This window comes from Microtetraspora malaysiensis, from assembly GCF_050947145.1.
Lineage (GTDB): Bacteria > Actinomycetota > Actinomycetes > Streptosporangiales > Streptosporangiaceae > Microtetraspora_A > Microtetraspora_A malaysiensis.
On record NZ_CP191998.1, the window covers coordinates 4,097,323 to 4,112,034 of the forward strand.

Below are 14,712 nucleotides of genomic sequence, written 5' to 3' on the forward strand. Positions count from 1 at the left end.
GGAGCGCGTACGGCGGAGCGCGGAAGGGCCCGTTCCCGGAGGGGAACGGGCCCTGTTGCGTGAAGGCGTGGGGGGTCAGCCGAGATCGCCGCGGACCAGGCCCACGCCGTCGGGGACCCCGGCCGGGTCGTGGCCGGTCTCGACCGCCCGGTTGTTCTCGTCGACGAACACCACGCTCGGCCGCAGCGCGCCGACCTCGGCCTCGGCCACCAGCGCGTACGCGATGATGATCACGAGGTCGCCGACGCCGACCAGCCGGGCGGCCGCGCCGTTGATCCCGATCACGCCGGAGTCGGCCGGGCCCTCGATGACGTACGTCGAGAGGCGGTTGCCGTTGTCGATGTCGACGATGTCGACCCTCTCGCCCTCAACCAGGTTCGCCGCGACCATCAGGTCGCCGCTGATCGTCACCGATCCCACGTAGTGCAGGTCGGCCTGGGTGACGGTGGCCCGGTGGATCTTGGACTTCATCATCGTGCGGAACATGGTCCCCCGCAGGGTCTCGGAAATGGGGTACCGGGCTCGGCGGCTCCGGTCTCGCGCCGTCGATGGTACGTGATCCCGCACCGGCCACTTTCCGATCGTTCGCCTCATCTGGGGCGACGGTCACCCACAGTGTGAGAGGGGGCTGTTGTAGCTGACGCCGCCCGCGGAACCGCCCCATTTGACGCAGGTTCCGGCGGCCGAGGCGCGTACGGGACCCGCGTAGTAGCCGAAGTTGCCCGAGTCGGTGATGCGGCTCTTGCCCTGTACTTCCAGGTAGGCGCTGGTGGCGGTGTTGGTGCCGAGGGAAGTGCGCTTGAGGGTGGTGACGCAGTTGTAGCCGTTGGAGCTGTTGTAGAGGAGGTAGACGGTTCCGGCGGAGCCGAGGGCGGCCGAGTCGATCACCTCGTAGCCGCTGCCGCACACCTGCTCGGGCGTGTACGGGTTGCTGCTGGTCGCACCGCAGTTCTTGGACGTCACGGTCTGGGCCGGGTAGCCGAAGGTGGCGCCGTTGAACTTGGCCTTCTGGATGTTCGCCGGGTAGGACGCGGTGCCGGCGCGCACCTCGTAGTGCAGGTGCGGCGCGATGTTGTTGCCCGGCTTGCTGGTGTTGCCGACCTCGCCGATCTTCTGGCCCTGGCTGACCGTGGCGCCCACGCTCACGGAGCGGGTGAGCAGGTGGGCGTAGTACGTGGACCAGCCGCCGCCGTGGTCGATCTTGATCAGGTTGCCGAAGCCGTTCGTCGATCCCTGGTGCGCGGAGATCACGACCGTGCCGGCCGCCGCGGCGACCACGGTGTCGCCCAGGTCGGCGTCGGGCGTGCTGCCCCGGTTGAAGTCGATCTCCCACGACTGGTGGGCGCTGCTCGCGTTGGAGTTGCCGGTCCAGGTCTGGCCGCAGGGGAAGGGAACCTGGAAGGCGGGCTCCGCCATGACCGCCGAGGCGGTGGCGGCGGAGGCGGTGAGGCCGGCGGCGGAGGCGCCGGCGACGCCGGTGGACGCGCCCGCGGTGACGCCGAGCAGCAGCGCCAGCCCCGCCTTGACGATGGACGTGAGTCTCATGCGGATCCTTCCTCGCGGACGACCGCCGGTTGCTCCTGACGGAAGCCGCGAACTGACTGTGGAGCGTGTCCAAAGGTGCTGATGGGACCCAAGGGTCGGGATTGACCGCACAGGGAGCATCAAAAATCCATACAAAGGGCTGGCGAAGACATGACAAAGGGCGATAAATGGTGACAGTGCCTCTGTAAGAAGAGCAGGCGGTCATGACGGTTGATCAGCCCACGTACAGAGTCCTCGGCTCGCTGGACGTCCGATCCGCAGGGCAGACCCTCCGGATCGGCGGACCGAAACCGCGGATGCTGCTCGCCACACTGTTGCTCGACACCAACCAGACGGTCGGCACCGAGATGCTCGTCGAGGTGCTGTGGCCCAGGGCCCGCCCGCGCTCGGCCGTCGCGAACCTGCGCACGTACGCGAGTGCGCTCCGTGCCGCGCTCGCCCCGAGCGGAACCGGCCTCCAGGCCCGGCCCGGTGGCTACACCATCGAGGTGGAGCCGCACGAAGTCGACCTCCTGATCTTCGAGGAGCTGGTCGAGCGGGCCAGGCGGGACCCGGAGGGCGCGAGCTCCCACCTGCGCCGCGCGCTCGCGCTGTGGCGCGGCACCCCGCTCGCCGACCTGCCGGGCAGCCCGCTGTGGGACCGCCGCATCGAGGAGATCTCCGGAGCACGCCTCGACGCGGCCGAGGATCTGGTCGCGGTGCGGCTGGCCGCGCGCGAGTATCCGACGGCCGTCGCCGAGCTGCGCGGCCTGCTCGCCGAGCATCCCTTCCGTGAGGACCTCTGGCAGCGGCTCATGCTCGCGCTGCACTGGAGCGGCCGGCGAGCCGAGGCGCTGCGGTGCTACGGAGACATCCGCCGGCAGCTGATCGCCGAACTCGGCGTCGAACCGGGGCCCGAACTCCGCCGCACCCACCTCGCCATCCTGTCCGGAGACCCGGCCGCCCTGCCGGAGGGCGTGCTCCTCCCGCTCGCGAACGTGTCCGCACCACCCGGAGGTGTGCGGCTCGTGGACGTACCCGCGCCCGACGCCGTGCCGGGCCCGCGCGCGAACGCGTCGTCCCCGCCCGGCGGCGTGCGCCGGCCGTCCGGAGACAACACGGGCACCCTGGCCGGGGAGGCGGGGACTGACGCGGGGGCTGAGGCGGGGGAGGCGCCCGCCGCGCCGGGACGCGCCGTTCCCGCCCCGCGCCAGCTCCCTCCGGACGTACCGGACTTCACCGGCCACGCGGAAGCCGTGGCCGCGCTTCTGAACGTGCTGACGGCACCTCGATCCCCGGCCCCGACACCGGCCCAGCCGGAACCCGGGCCTCCGGCCGGGCCACCAATCGGGCCACCGGTCGGGCCGGAACCCGGGCCGCCGCCGGGGCTTCCGGGCGGACCTCCGGTGATCGCCGTCGTCGTGGGGCCGCCGGGCGTGGGCAAGTCGGCCTTCGCCGTCCACTGCGCGCATGCCGTACGGGACCGGTTCCCCCACGGGCAGCTCTACCTGTGCCTCGGCGGCGTGTCCGGCACTCCCGTGGAGCCCGCCGATCTGCTCGCCGAGGCGCTGCGCGCGCTCGGGGTCGCCGATGCCGCTCTGCCGTACGGCGTGCACGAGCGGGCGGCGCTCTACCGGTCGCTGCTCGCCGAGCGTCCCATGCTCGTGCTGCTCGATGACGCCGCCGGCGGCGCTCAGGTCGGGCACCTGCTGCCCGGCGACGGCTCGGCCGTACTCGTGACGAGCCGGCGGCGGATCACCGAGATCCCTGGCGCGGCGCTGGTGGAGCTGGACGCGCTGCCGCGGCGCGAGGCGGTGGAACTACTCGGCAGGATCGCCGGGGCCGACCGGATCGAGGCCGAACCGGAGTCGGCCGCAGCCATCGCACAAGCGTGCGGACACCTGCCGCTGGCCATCAGGGTCGCCGGGGCGCGGCTGGCGGCCCGGCCGGGATGGCCGCTGCGCCTGCTCGAACAGCGCCTGGCGGACGAGTCCACCCGGCTCGGCGAGCTGCGCGCGGGCGATCTGGAGGTACGGGAAAGCCTCGACCGGAGCTACCGCCTGCTGCCCGCCGAGGCCGCACGGGCCATGCGCGCGCTGGGCACGCTCGGCGCGCATCCCCTCCCCGCGTGGGTGGTGGACGCCGTCCTCGACCGGCATCGCGCCGACGACGTGACGGACGTCCTCATCAACGAGAACCTGTTGCGGCAGGTCGGCGTCGACACGCTCGGCCAGCCTCGATACCTGCTCCACGACCTGGTCCGTTGCGACGCCAAGGAACGCGCGGAACGGGAACCGGAACCCGGCGTCCTGGCACGCGTCGTCGGCGCCTGGCTGGTGGCGGCGGAGCGGGCCGCCACGGGGCTGCCCACCACCGTCTTCAGCGTCGCCCCCACCGAGGCAGCGCGCTGGACCCCGGCCGGCGGCACGCTGACAGGGGTCCTGGAGAACCCGATCCTCTGGTTCGACCAGGAACGGGACGCCCTGGCGCGGGCGGTGGAACTGGCCGCCGAAGGCGGGCTGGCCGGTGCCGCCTGGGGGCTCGCTGCGGCCCTCGTGCCGTTCCTCGACCTCCGCTGCCACCTCGACATGTGGCAGCGCACCCACCGCGCCGCCCTCGACGCCGCCCGCGCGGCCGGGGAGCGGCACGGCGAGGCGGCCATGCTGCGCGGGCTCGCGCAGGTGTGCCTCTACCAGGACCGCTATCGGGAGTCGGGGGAGATGTTCCGGCGCTCGCGGGCCATGTTCCGGCAGGTGGGTGACAGCAGAGGCGAGGCGATCTCCGTCTGCGGGCTGGGCGCGGTCGCCCAGTTCCGCGACGACCACGTCATCGCGCTCCGCTACTTCCGGCAGGCCCTCGCGATGTTCCTCGGGCTGGACGACCGGCAGGGCGAGGCGTACGCCCGGCAGGCGATCGGGCGCGTCTGGCTGAGGTCCGGCGACCTCACGCAGGCGGCGCGATGGCTGGACGGCGCGCTGCGGCTGGCCAGGGAGATGGGCGACGCCCACCGCGAGGGATGCGTCTCCATCCAGGTCGGACGCCTGCACGACCTGGCCGCGGACGTCGAGACGGCGATGCACTTCCAGGGGCGGGCGCTGGACATCTTCGAGAGCCTCGGCGACCGGCACTGCGGGGCCTACGCGATGCAGGGGCTCGGCGGCCTCCAGGCGGCGCGCGGCGACCTACGGCCCGCTTTCGCCCAGCTCGAACGCTCGTTGACGATCTTCCAGCAGCTCGGAGACCTGAGCGGCGCCGCCGCCAGCACCCAGATGCTCGGTGAGCTGCACCGCTCCGCCGGCCGTACCGTCCTGGCCCGGGACTACCTGGACCGGGCCGTCTTCCTGCGCCGCGGCCTCCGCCGCCTTCCCTGAAAACGAACAGAGGGCGCCGCCGGGAACGGGGTCGTGTAACTGCGACCCGGTTCCCGGCGACACCCTCTGTCGCGCGTTTCTCGGTGACGCCCGGTTGAGCGCCTTCGGTTATGCCTTGACAGCCCAGTCGATCAGGTTCTGGGCCGTGTCGAACCGCCGGTTGGAGGCGGACTCGCCGAGGATGACGCCGATCAGGCGGTGCCCGTCCCGGTCGGCGGCGAAGGTCAGGCAGAAGCCCGCGGCACGGGTGAAGCCCGTCTTCACACCGAGCGCGCCCGGGGTGTCGAGCATCTTGTTGGTGTTCGTCCAGGTGTAGGACTTGTGGTCCGAAGCGCGCGGGACGTAGTGGGTCCGGGTGGAGGTGACGGCGGTGAAGGTCTTGTTACGGAGCGCCATCTCCGCGAGCCGCGCCTGGTCCCGCGCGGTGGAGTAGCCGTCGCCGCCGGCCTTCGGCAGGCCGTCGGGGGTGGTGTACAGGGAGTCCTTCATGCCGAGCTGCTTGGCGGTGGTGTTCATCTTGGCGATGAAGCCGTCCATGCCGGGGCCGTAAGTGCGGGCGAGGGCGTGCGCCGCGTCCGCGCCTGACGGGAGCATCAGGCCGTACAGCAGGTCCTTGACCGTGACCCGGTCACCGGCGCGGAGGTCGGCGCTGGTGCCGCCGTTGTCGTCGGCGTGGCTGACGTCGGCGGAGGTGATCGTGACCTTGTCCGTCAGCTTGGCTTCCTTGAGGACGACGTACGCCGTCATCGTCTTGGTGAGGCTCGCCACCGGCATGCGCTCAGCGGCCTGCTTGCTGAGCTCGACCTTGCCGGTCGTGGCGTCGATCAGATATGTCGCCCGGCCGTAGACGGCCGGGGCGTTCTGTGCGGTCTGGATGACCGGAGTCTGTGTCGGAGTGGCCTGCGCGACCGCGGGCGTAGCAAAGCCGGCGGCGAAGGTAAGAAGGGCTGCGCAGACGGTGAGTCGAGCTTTCCCGTTGTGCATTTCTCCAGGTTGCCATCCATTTGACGGAAAAGTTGACTTCGCCGGACAGGTTTTAGGTAAAGCTTTTCCGCCTCCGTGAAGCGGTGATCGGTCGTCCGGCGAGATCATCTGTCCAGGTGGGTCGTGTCCCACGCCGTTTCCGTGCCGTTCCTGTGCCGTTCGCGCGCCGCGAGCGTGCGTCCGGCGGTGTGGGGGTCGCTTTGCGATTGCCGGCCCCTGGGTAACCGCCTGGTCAGGAGTCTGCCGGCGGCGGCGTGATCCATGGCCGCCGACCTGGGCGTCGACCTGGCATGGCGCGGCCGGGGAAAACGCGCGGGCGGCGCGTCTAGTCCGAGGAAATACGGTAGGGGGGTATGGTGTTATAGTCGTCGAACACGAGTTGAGAGGGGTGGGAGAGATGGCCGGATACAGCGATACCAGGCAGGAGCACCTCCGGCGGCTGCGCCGCATCGAGGGACAGGTCCGGGGTCTGCAGCGGATGGTCGAAGAGGACAAATACTGCATCGATATCCTCACTCAGGTGTCGGCGGCCAGCCGTGCCCTGCAGTCCTTCGCTCTCGCCCTCCTGGACGAGCACATGGCCCACTGTGTGGCCGACGCCACGGTGAAGGGTGGCGCGGAGGCCGAGGCGAAGATCAAGGAAGCCTCCGACGCCATCGCCCGCCTCGTCCGTTCCTGACTCCTCACACCCCCGCGAACGGCGCGGCGACTTCCGCCGATCGACCGGCGTGAACTTAGAGTTTCGACATTTCCCTATCTCTGACGCCAGGAGTGATTGTTATGACCGCCACCACCTACACCGTCACGGGCATGACCTGCGGCCACTGCGTCAGCTCGGTCAAGGAAGAGGTCGGAGAGGTCGCCGGCGTCACCGGCGTCGAGGTGGACCTCGCCACCGGCCTGGTGACGGTGGACAGCGAGGGGCCTGTCGACGCGGCCGCGATCGCCGCCGCCGTTGAGGAGGCCGGATACGAAGTGGTGGATCGCTGATGAACACTCCCGCGACGCGCGGAGCCTGCGTTCTCGGCCCCGCCGCGGTCTTCGGCGTCGGTGCCGGCGCCAGGTCGGCTGAGAAGGGGGAGGAGAGACGATGACCGTCAGCGAGTCTGACGCCGTCGAGGAGCAGCCCCTGGGCTCGCTCGAGCTCTCGATCGGCGGCATGACCTGCGCGTCCTGCGCCAACCGGATCGAGCGCCGGCTCAACAAGCTGGACGGCGTGACCGCGACGGTCAACTACGCCACCGAGAAGGCCAAGGTCACCTTCCCCGACGGCATCGCCCCGCACGACCTGATCGCCGAGGTGGAGAAGGCCGGCTACACCGCGCAGCTGCCCGCCCCGCCCCGCCAGCAGAACGAGAACGGCGGCGGGCCGGAGGAGCCGGAAGACGAACTCGGCCCGCTACGCGCCCGGCTGATCACCGCGCTGGTCCTGGCGGTCCCGGTGGTCGCGATGGCGATGATCCCCCCGCTGCAGTTCACCAACTGGCAGTGGCTGTCGCTGACGCTGGCCGCCCCGGTCGTCGTGTACGCGGGCTGGCCGTTCCACAAGGCGGCCTGGACCAACCTGCGCCACGGCGCCGCGACCATGGACACGCTGGTGTCGCTCGGCACGATCGCCGCGCTCGGCTGGTCGCTGTGGGCGCTGTTCTTCGGCACCGCCGGCACCCCCGGCATGACCCACCCGTTCGACTTCACGATCCAGCGCAGCGACGGCTCCGGCAACATCTACCTGGAGGCCGCCGCCGGGGTGACGGCGTTCATCCTGGCCGGACGCTACTTCGAGGCGCGTTCCAAGCGCCGCGCGGGCGCCGCGCTGCGGGCCCTGCTGGAGCTGGGCGCAAAAGACGTCGCGGTGCTTCGCGACGGGGTTGAGGTCCGGATCCCGAGCGACCAGCTCGCGGTGGGGGACCGGTTCGTGGTCCGCCCCGGCGAGAAGATCGCCACCGACGGCGTGATCGAGGAAGGCACCTCCGCGGTCGACGCCTCGATGCTGACCGGGGAGTCCGTCCCGGTCGAGGTAGGGCCGGGCGACGCGGTGACCGGCGCGACCGTCAACGCCGGCGGCCGCCTGGTGGTCCGCGCCACCCGGGTCGGCTCCGACACCCAGCTGGCCCAGATGGCCCGGCTGGTGGAAGAGGCGCAGACCGGCAAGGCGCAGGTCCAGCGGCTGGCCGACCGGATCTCCGGCATCTTCGTCCCGGTCGTGATCGCGCTGGCGTTGGGCACGCTCGGTTTCTGGCTGGGCACCGGGGACGGGGTGGGGGCGGCGTTCACCGCGGCGGTCGCCGTGCTGATCATCGCCTGCCCGTGCGCGCTCGGCCTGGCGACCCCGACCGCGCTGCTGGTCGGGACCGGCCGGGGAGCCCAGCTCGGCATCCTGATCAAGGGCCCGGAGGTGCTGGAGTCCACCCGGAAGATCGACACGGTCGTGCTGGACAAGACCGGCACGGTCACCGAGGGCAAGATGACCCTGGTCGAGGTGCACACCGCCGACGGCTCCGACGAGGCCGAGGTGCTGCGCCTGGCCGGAGCGCTGGAGCACGCCTCCGAGCACCCGATCGCCCAGGCCGTGGCCAAGGGCGCGGCCGAGCGGGTCGGCCCGCTGCCCACGCCCGAGGACTTCGCCAACATCGAAGGACTCGGCGTCCAGGGGATCGTGGACGGGCACGCGGTGCTGGTCGGACGGCCGAAGCTGCTGGCCGAGTGGTCCCAGCACCTGCCGGTGGAGCTGGAGCGGGCGTTTGAGGCGGCTCAGGCGGCGGGGCGTACCGCGGTGGCGGTGGGCTGGGACGGCAAGGCGCGCGCCGTGCTCGTCGTGGCGGACACGGTCAAGGCCACCTCGGCCGAGGCCATCGGTCAGTTGCGCGCGCTGGGGTTGACTCCGGTGCTGCTCACCGGCGACAACGAGGCGGTGGCCCGGACGGTCGCGGCCGAGGTCGGCATCGATGAGGTCATCGCCGAGGTGCTGCCCGCCGACAAGGTGGACGTGGTCAAGCGCTTGCAGGGCCAGGGCCGTACGGTCGCGATGGTGGGGGACGGCGTCAACGACGCGGCGGCGCTCGCGCAGGCCGATCTCGGTCTGGCGATGGGGACAGGTACGGACGCGGCGATCGAGGCGTCGGACCTGACGCTGGTTCGGGGTGATCTGCGGGTGGCGGCGGACGCGATCCGGTTGTCGCGGCGGACGTTGCGGACGATCAAGGGCAATCTGTTCTGGGCGTTCGCGTACAACGTGGCGGCGTTGCCGTTGGCCGCGGCGGGGTTGCTGAACCCGATGATCGCGGGTGCCGCGATGGCGTTCTCGTCGGTGTTCGTGGTCAGCAACAGTCTCCGCCTGCGCGGTTTCAAGTAGAAGGTTTCACGTGGGAGCAGGGCGAGCGGCGGCCTCCGGGAGATGTTCCGGGGGCCGCCGTTCGCTGTGCGGGATCAAGGGGTTGAGGAACGTCTGCGCTAAGCGTTGTTCGGGCTTTCGGTGACCTGGGTCTCGTGGTGTGGGCCGCAGGTCACCTCGGCCGCGGCCGGCGGGCACCGCATAGTCCAGCCGGGTGCCGTCACCAGAACGGCGACGCCGGGGGGCGCGCTCAAGGTGTAGACGGTGTGGCAGCCGGGATCCTCCCGCCCCAGGTCCCGGGGGCAGGCCACCTCGACCCGCAGCGTCTTCCCCGACTCCCAGGTCTCACGCATCGAGGGTGACCCGCCGTGCCAGGTCGTCTCCCGCTTGACGGAGAGGCGTCCGGGGACGCCCGGAGCGACCCGCACGTCGACCCTGCCCCGCACGTCCACGATGATCTGGGGCGTGGTGACGGCGTACGTCACGGTCCTCGTCTCGGTCCCCCTCTGATCGAGGACCGACGACTGGTAGGAGCCGGGGAAGGAGAAGTCGTAGCTGTGGGGAACGCGGATCTCCGACCACGCCGCCAACGTCATCGCCACCACCGCGGACACGGTCAGCGCCGCGCCGGCGACGATCCACCTGGTCCGCACCGCTCGTCGCATCATGTCGCCTCTCAAATCTTCAGGAATCGCAGTACGGCCAGCACCCGGCGATGATCCTTCTCGGCGCCGGAGAGCCCGAGCTTGGCGAAGATGTTGTTGATGTGCTTGCCGACCGCGCTTTCGGATACCACCAGGGCCTCGGCGATGCCGGCGTTGGACCGTCCCTCCGCGATCAGCGCGAGCACCTCGGACTCCCTGCGGGTCAGCAGATCCAGCGGATCGCTGTGCCGGCGCAGCAGCAGCTGGGCGACCACCTCGGGGTCCAGCGCGGTGCCGCCCGCGGCGACCCGGCGCAGTGAGTCGAGGAACTCGGCCACGTCGGCCACCCGGTCCTTGAGCAGATATCCGATGCCGGTCGTCGCCGTGGACAGCAGCCGGGTCGCGTAGCGTTCCTCGACGTACTGCGAGAGCACGAGGATGGGCAGCTTCGGCCGCCGGTGGCGCAGCAGCAGCGCCGCGCGCAGGCCCTCGTCGGTGTGCGACGGCGGCATCCGCACGTCCGTGACGACGAGATCGGGTTCGTGGTCGTCCACCGCCCGCAGCAGCCCCTCGGCGTCGGACACCGCGGCCACGACCTCGAAGCCGGCGGATCCGAGGACCCAGACGAGGCCTTCCCTGAGGAGGACGGAGTCCTCGGCGAGCACTACGCGCACGGCAGTTCCACCTCTATCGTCGTCGGGCCACCGCTCGGGCTGTCGATGCGCAGGGTCCCGTCCACCGAGCCCGCACGCTGCGCCAGGCCGCGCAGACCCGACCCCTTGGCGGAATCGGCGCCGCCTTGGCCGTCGTCGCGTACGACGAGGCGGAGCATGTCGCCGTCGCGGCGCACGGTGATCTCGGCCTCGGAGGCTCGTGCGTGCTTGGCGACGTTGGTCAGCGCTTCGGAGACGACGAAGAACGCCACCGCCTCGACCACGGGAGAGGTCCGTTCCGGCACGTCGACGCTGAGCCGTACCGGGAAGGGGGCGCGCGCGGCGACGCCGGACAGCGCCGCGTCCAGGCCTTGATCGTTGAGCACGGCCGGGTGCAACCCCTGCACGACGTCGCGCAGTTCCCTCAACGCCTGCTTGGCCTCCTCGTGCGAGCGCACGATCACGTGGCGGGCGGGCTCGGGCAGGTCGGTGAAGGCGGTGCGGGCCATGCCGAGGTTGAGGGCGAGCGACACGAGCCGCTGCTGCGTGCCGTCGTGCAGGTCGCGTTCGATCCGGCGGCGTTCCGCGTCGGCGGCCTCGACCACCTCGGCCCGGCTCTCCCGCAGCGTCTCCACCCGCCTGGCCAGCTCGTCTTTCACGCTGGGACCGAGCAACGCCCGCGCCGCGAGCGTGTCGAGTGCGGTGATCCCGCGAAGCAGCCACGGCACCACCACGAACAGCGCCAGCGCGCCCGCCGCGGGCAGGGCGGTGGTCCAGCCACCTCCGGCCAGCAGGAGTTGCACGGTGATGATGGCCGCGACCAGGCAGGCCGACCACGCCACGGCCCCGCCCAGGAAGCCCGCCGCGCCGATCAGGGGACCGACCGCCAGGTGATAGGCGATCTGCCGCCACAGGCTGCCCGATCGCGCTTGAAGGAGAAGCCGTCTGAGCGGGCTCCCGTCCCGGGGGAGACGCGGCAGCGGGGGGATGTCCTGGCCGAGGAAGGCGGCGAACCGGCAGCGCTGCAGCCAGGTGAGCAGCGGCACGATCCGGGTGAGGATCAGCAGCGCGACCAGGGGGACGACGACCGTCCACGCCACGACGACCGACAGCGCGACCAGCACCAAGATCAATGCCATCGAGATGAGCGCGATCGGGACGCCCGCCGTCACGTGGACGGTGCGGAGCCAGGTCGGTGACGACCAGTGGCCGCGAATCCGGTCCCAGGGAGTGGTCATGCGCCAACCCTAGAGATCGGCACAGCTCGACGACATGACTCGGATATCCCAGAAAAAGGTGAGGTAAGCCCCACCCTTCCCTGAGTCGCGGCCCGAGCAGGAACGGCGCGTGGGCCGCGTGGGCGTCGTGTCATCACTACCGGGGCGGGCAGAGGGTGCCTGCGCGGGGCAACGTCAGCTCCGTCAGATACCGGTCGGCGTACCCGGTCACGCACGGGTCCTTCGCGCGCAGGTAGACGACGTGGACGGGGCCGTCATAGCGGACGGTGACCGAGCGGGGGATCCTGCTCACCAGGAGATCGGTGACCGGGAAGTCGCGGTCGCCGCCGAGTCCCAGCGCGGGAGGCAGGCCGGCCGGCAGCGGGCGTGGTGGGTTCACCGGCCGGTGCCGCCAGCCGGAGCAGGCCAGGGCCTCCAGCCCGGTGCCGACCCCGCCGCCGAAGTCGCGGGAGATCCGCTCGCTGTAACGGCGGTCGCTGACCAGCGCCTCGTAACCCAGCCCGACCAGGCCATCCGGGCAGCGGGTGGCCGCCGCGCCCGGCGAGCTCCAGCTCGCGGAGATGCCCAGCACCTGCTCGCCGAACCAGGCGAAGTCGCCCTTGCTCGCCTTGAGCAGCGCGTCGGCGAACTCGGGCGCCTTCTCCGGAACGGGGAGGACCACCCGGGCCAGCGCCTTGAGGTGCACATCGGTCAGTCTGATCTCGCCCAGCCGGGCGGAGGCGTACGTGACGGGCCTGCGGCCGGTGCTCTTGACCAGCGCGCGCCAGAGCGTGCGCACGTTCCGCCCGCGCAGGGCGCACGCGTCGTCACCGGCGCACCAGGTGGTGAAGCGCTTGAACGCCGCCTCGGTCGCGCGAAGTTGCGCGCGTTCCATGCCGCGCCAGCCCACCGTCGGGTCCGGCGTGCTGTCGAAGACCACCGCTCGGACGTGCCCGGGGTAAAGCCGCGCGTAGGCGGCGGCCGGAACCCCGCCGTAGGAGAAGGCCAGCATGGTGAGCCTGTCCTGGCCGAGGGCGGTTCGGATCGCCTCCATGTCCCTGGCCACCGAGTCCGAGTCCAGGTGGTCGGCCAGCCCGGTCGTGTCGTCCTGGCGGCACCGCTCGACCAGGCGTTCCAGGCCGGCCGCCTGGGCCTCGTACGCGGCGCGGTCACGCGGGTCGTTGAGCGGCAGCCCGGGAACCCCGCACGAGGGCGGCAGATAACGTCCGGCCGCGCTGGTGCGCGGGTTGTAGCCGACGACGTCGAAGCGCCGGCGCAACGTGGTGAACGACTCCGGGGCAGGGGAGAGGACGCCCTGGATCCCCGGACCGCCGTCGGGCACGACGAGCACGCTGCCGAGGCGGAGCGACGGCTCGGTGGCGGGCAGCCGGGCGAGGTCCAGCGTGATCGTGGCCTTGCCCGGCGCGGACCAGTCCACCGGCACCTCGATCGCCGCGCATTCCATCTCCGCCGGGCCCTGGCCGGACGGGCAGGCCCTCCAGGCGAGGGCCGGGGCGGCCTGAGCCGCCGCCGGCAGCGCGGGCAGGCCCAGGAGCGCGGACAGGGCCGACAGGGCGACCGGTACGGTCTTCGCCCGATTCGCGGAGCGGGCCGATGCCGGGCTGACCGGCCGTTTCGTGCGGATTGTCATGCGCTCACCGTAGAGATCACGACTGGCCCGGTGACATGGCCGAGGCATCCCGAAACACGGTGAGGCCCACCCCACCATTCGCACGTGCGCCCCGGCCGCACAGGAACCCGCCGCGGTGCCGCCCGGCACCTCCGGGGCCGCGCCGGCGAGTTCACGAAGGCGTCGGCCGATCAGCAGCCGGGATAGGCGTCGGCGGAGAGGTCGCCGCCGGTGAACGCGGTGACGAAGTCGCCGGCGAGCCGCGAGATGGAGTCACGGCCTTCGAGCCGGGCCAGCCAGCGCCGGGGGAGCACGGCCTCGCCGTATCGCGCGCCCAGGAGGTTGCCGCAGATCGCGCCGGTGGAGTCACTGTCGCCGGAGTGGTTGACGGCCAGCAGCAGCGCCCGCTCCATGTCCTCCCCGCCGACCAGGGCGCAGTAGACGGCGATCGCCAGGGCCTCCTCCGCGATCCACGCGCCGCCGAGGGACTCGACCGCCTCGGGCGACGGATCCCCCTTCGCCGCCAGGGCGACCGCGGCCCGGAGCGCGGCGGTGGTCTCCCCATGCCCGGGGTGCGCGCCGAGCAGGTCGAGGGTGCTGTCGACGGCCCTCCCCAGCGGCACGTCCCGTACGAGGAAGAAGACGAGCGCCGCGCAGGCCCCGGCGGCCAGATAGCCGGTGGGGTGCCCGTGGGTGATCTGGGCGCACTCGGCGGCGAGCCGGAAGGCGCGGCCCGCGTCGGCGGCGGCCAGCCCGAACGGCGCGGACCGCATGACCGTGCCGCACCCCTTGGACCCGGGGTTGACCGGCCCCGGCATCCCGGGAGCCGCGAGCGGGCCGAGCTCCGAGCGCAGCCCGGACAGGCAGGCGTTTCCGGGAGCGCGCCGCGAATACAGCCACGCCTCCTCACGAAGCCGGCCGGTGCGGACGAGGCCGTCGGGCGGCGGCGGCAGCCGGTGGTTCTGCGTGTCGAGCCAGCGCAGGTAGGCGTTGCGGACGACGGCCACCTCCGCGCTCACCTCCGCGCCCACCTCCGGGCCCACCTCCGCACCGCCGACGCCCCGGCCGCGGGCGCGCAGGTGGGCGCGGATGAGCCCTTCCACGGTGAAGAGCGTCATCTGGGTGTCGTCGGTGATCAGGCCCAACGCGGCACGCCAATCGTGCACGAGATCGGTCACCCCGGCCGCGCCGTGGGCGCGGCGGATCGTGGCGATCGAGTCGAACTCCACGGGCGCGCCGAGCGCGTCGCCGATCGCTCCGCCCAACAGGCAGCCCCGGACCCTGTCTGCGAACTGCCGTACGCCGGCTGCCGTCCCCGAATCCTCCGGCATGCTGTCCTGATATATGGCGTCTTGTGC

12 protein-coding genes are annotated in these 14,712 nt (G+C 71.8%); 4 read left to right on the forward strand and 8 right to left on the reverse strand.

Translation table 11 applies throughout. The features are described 5' to 3' along the window. Nucleotides 1-75: 75 nt before the first annotated feature. Nucleotides 76-486, reverse strand: coding sequence for an aspartate 1-decarboxylase (gene panD / locus ACQP1V_RS19240; RefSeq protein ID WP_433424965.1), 411 nt, complete (start codon nucleotides 484-486; stop codon nucleotides 76-78). Between the two features lie 120 nt (nucleotides 487-606). Beyond that, the gene (locus ACQP1V_RS19245; RefSeq protein ID WP_433424967.1) at nucleotides 607-1,545 is read right to left on the reverse strand and encodes a M23 family metallopeptidase; all 939 of its coding nucleotides are present in this window, start codon (nucleotides 1,543-1,545) and stop codon (nucleotides 607-609) included. A 203-nt stretch (nucleotides 1,546-1,748) separates the two neighbouring features. Between ACQP1V_RS19245 and ACQP1V_RS19250 the strand changes: the two genes are divergently transcribed. Further along, on the forward strand, nucleotides 1,749-4,895 hold the full coding sequence (locus ACQP1V_RS19250; RefSeq protein WP_433424969.1) for an AfsR/SARP family transcriptional regulator: 3,147 nt from the start codon (nucleotides 1,749-1,751) through the stop codon (nucleotides 4,893-4,895). Nucleotides 4,896-5,003: 108 nt separating this feature from the next. On the opposite strand, the gene ACQP1V_RS19255 is transcribed toward ACQP1V_RS19250, so the two are convergent. After that, nucleotides 5,004-5,879 (reverse strand): D-alanyl-D-alanine carboxypeptidase family protein, encoded by an 876-nt coding sequence (locus ACQP1V_RS19255; protein WP_433424971.1) that lies wholly within the window; start codon nucleotides 5,877-5,879, stop codon nucleotides 5,004-5,006. Between the two features lie 397 nt (nucleotides 5,880-6,276). Here ACQP1V_RS19255 and ACQP1V_RS19260 point away from each other — a divergent pair, with 397 nt between their 5' ends. From ACQP1V_RS19260 to ACQP1V_RS19270, 3 genes are all read left to right on the forward strand, one after another. Further along, nucleotides 6,277-6,558 carry a metal-sensitive transcriptional regulator gene (locus tag ACQP1V_RS19260; RefSeq protein WP_433424973.1) on the forward strand — a complete coding sequence of 94 codons (282 nt, stop codon included), beginning with the start codon at nucleotides 6,277-6,279 and terminating at the stop codon, nucleotides 6,556-6,558. Nucleotides 6,559-6,659: 101 nt separating this feature from the next. Further along, nucleotides 6,660-6,869 carry a heavy-metal-associated domain-containing protein gene (locus ACQP1V_RS19265; protein ID WP_387418388.1) on the forward strand — a complete coding sequence of 70 codons (210 nt, stop codon included), beginning with the start codon at nucleotides 6,660-6,662 and terminating at the stop codon, nucleotides 6,867-6,869. A 100-nt stretch (nucleotides 6,870-6,969) separates the two neighbouring features. Then, nucleotides 6,970-9,231: a heavy metal translocating P-type ATPase gene (locus tag ACQP1V_RS19270; protein ID WP_433424975.1), complete on the forward strand. Its 2,262-nt coding sequence runs from the start codon at nucleotides 6,970-6,972 to the stop codon at nucleotides 9,229-9,231. Nucleotides 9,232-9,329: 98 nt separating this feature from the next. On the opposite strand, the gene ACQP1V_RS19275 is transcribed toward ACQP1V_RS19270, so the two are convergent. From ACQP1V_RS19275 to ACQP1V_RS19295, 5 genes are all read right to left on the reverse strand, one after another. Further along, complete coding sequence (locus ACQP1V_RS19275; RefSeq protein ID WP_433424977.1) at nucleotides 9,330-9,878, reverse strand: hypothetical protein; 549 nt, start codon at nucleotides 9,876-9,878, stop codon at nucleotides 9,330-9,332. A gap of 8 nt (nucleotides 9,879-9,886) precedes the next feature. Next, on the reverse strand, nucleotides 9,887-10,528 hold the full coding sequence (locus ACQP1V_RS19280) for a response regulator (protein ID WP_433424979.1): 642 nt from the start codon (nucleotides 10,526-10,528) through the stop codon (nucleotides 9,887-9,889). After that, on the reverse strand, nucleotides 10,519-11,745 hold the full coding sequence (locus ACQP1V_RS19285; protein ID WP_433424980.1) for a histidine kinase: 1,227 nt from the start codon (nucleotides 11,743-11,745) through the stop codon (nucleotides 10,519-10,521). The genes ACQP1V_RS19280 and ACQP1V_RS19285 overlap by 10 nt, the downstream gene beginning before the upstream one ends. 136 nt (nucleotides 11,746-11,881) lie before the next feature. Next, on the reverse strand, nucleotides 11,882-13,375 hold the full coding sequence (locus tag ACQP1V_RS19290; protein WP_433424982.1) for an alpha/beta fold hydrolase: 1,494 nt from the start codon (nucleotides 13,373-13,375) through the stop codon (nucleotides 11,882-11,884). Nucleotides 13,376-13,545: 170 nt separating this feature from the next. Next, nucleotides 13,546-14,685 carry an ADP-ribosylglycohydrolase family protein gene (locus ACQP1V_RS19295; RefSeq protein ID WP_433424984.1) on the reverse strand — a complete coding sequence of 380 codons (1,140 nt, stop codon included), beginning with the start codon at nucleotides 14,683-14,685 and terminating at the stop codon, nucleotides 13,546-13,548. Nucleotides 14,686-14,712: the final 27 nt, after the last annotated feature.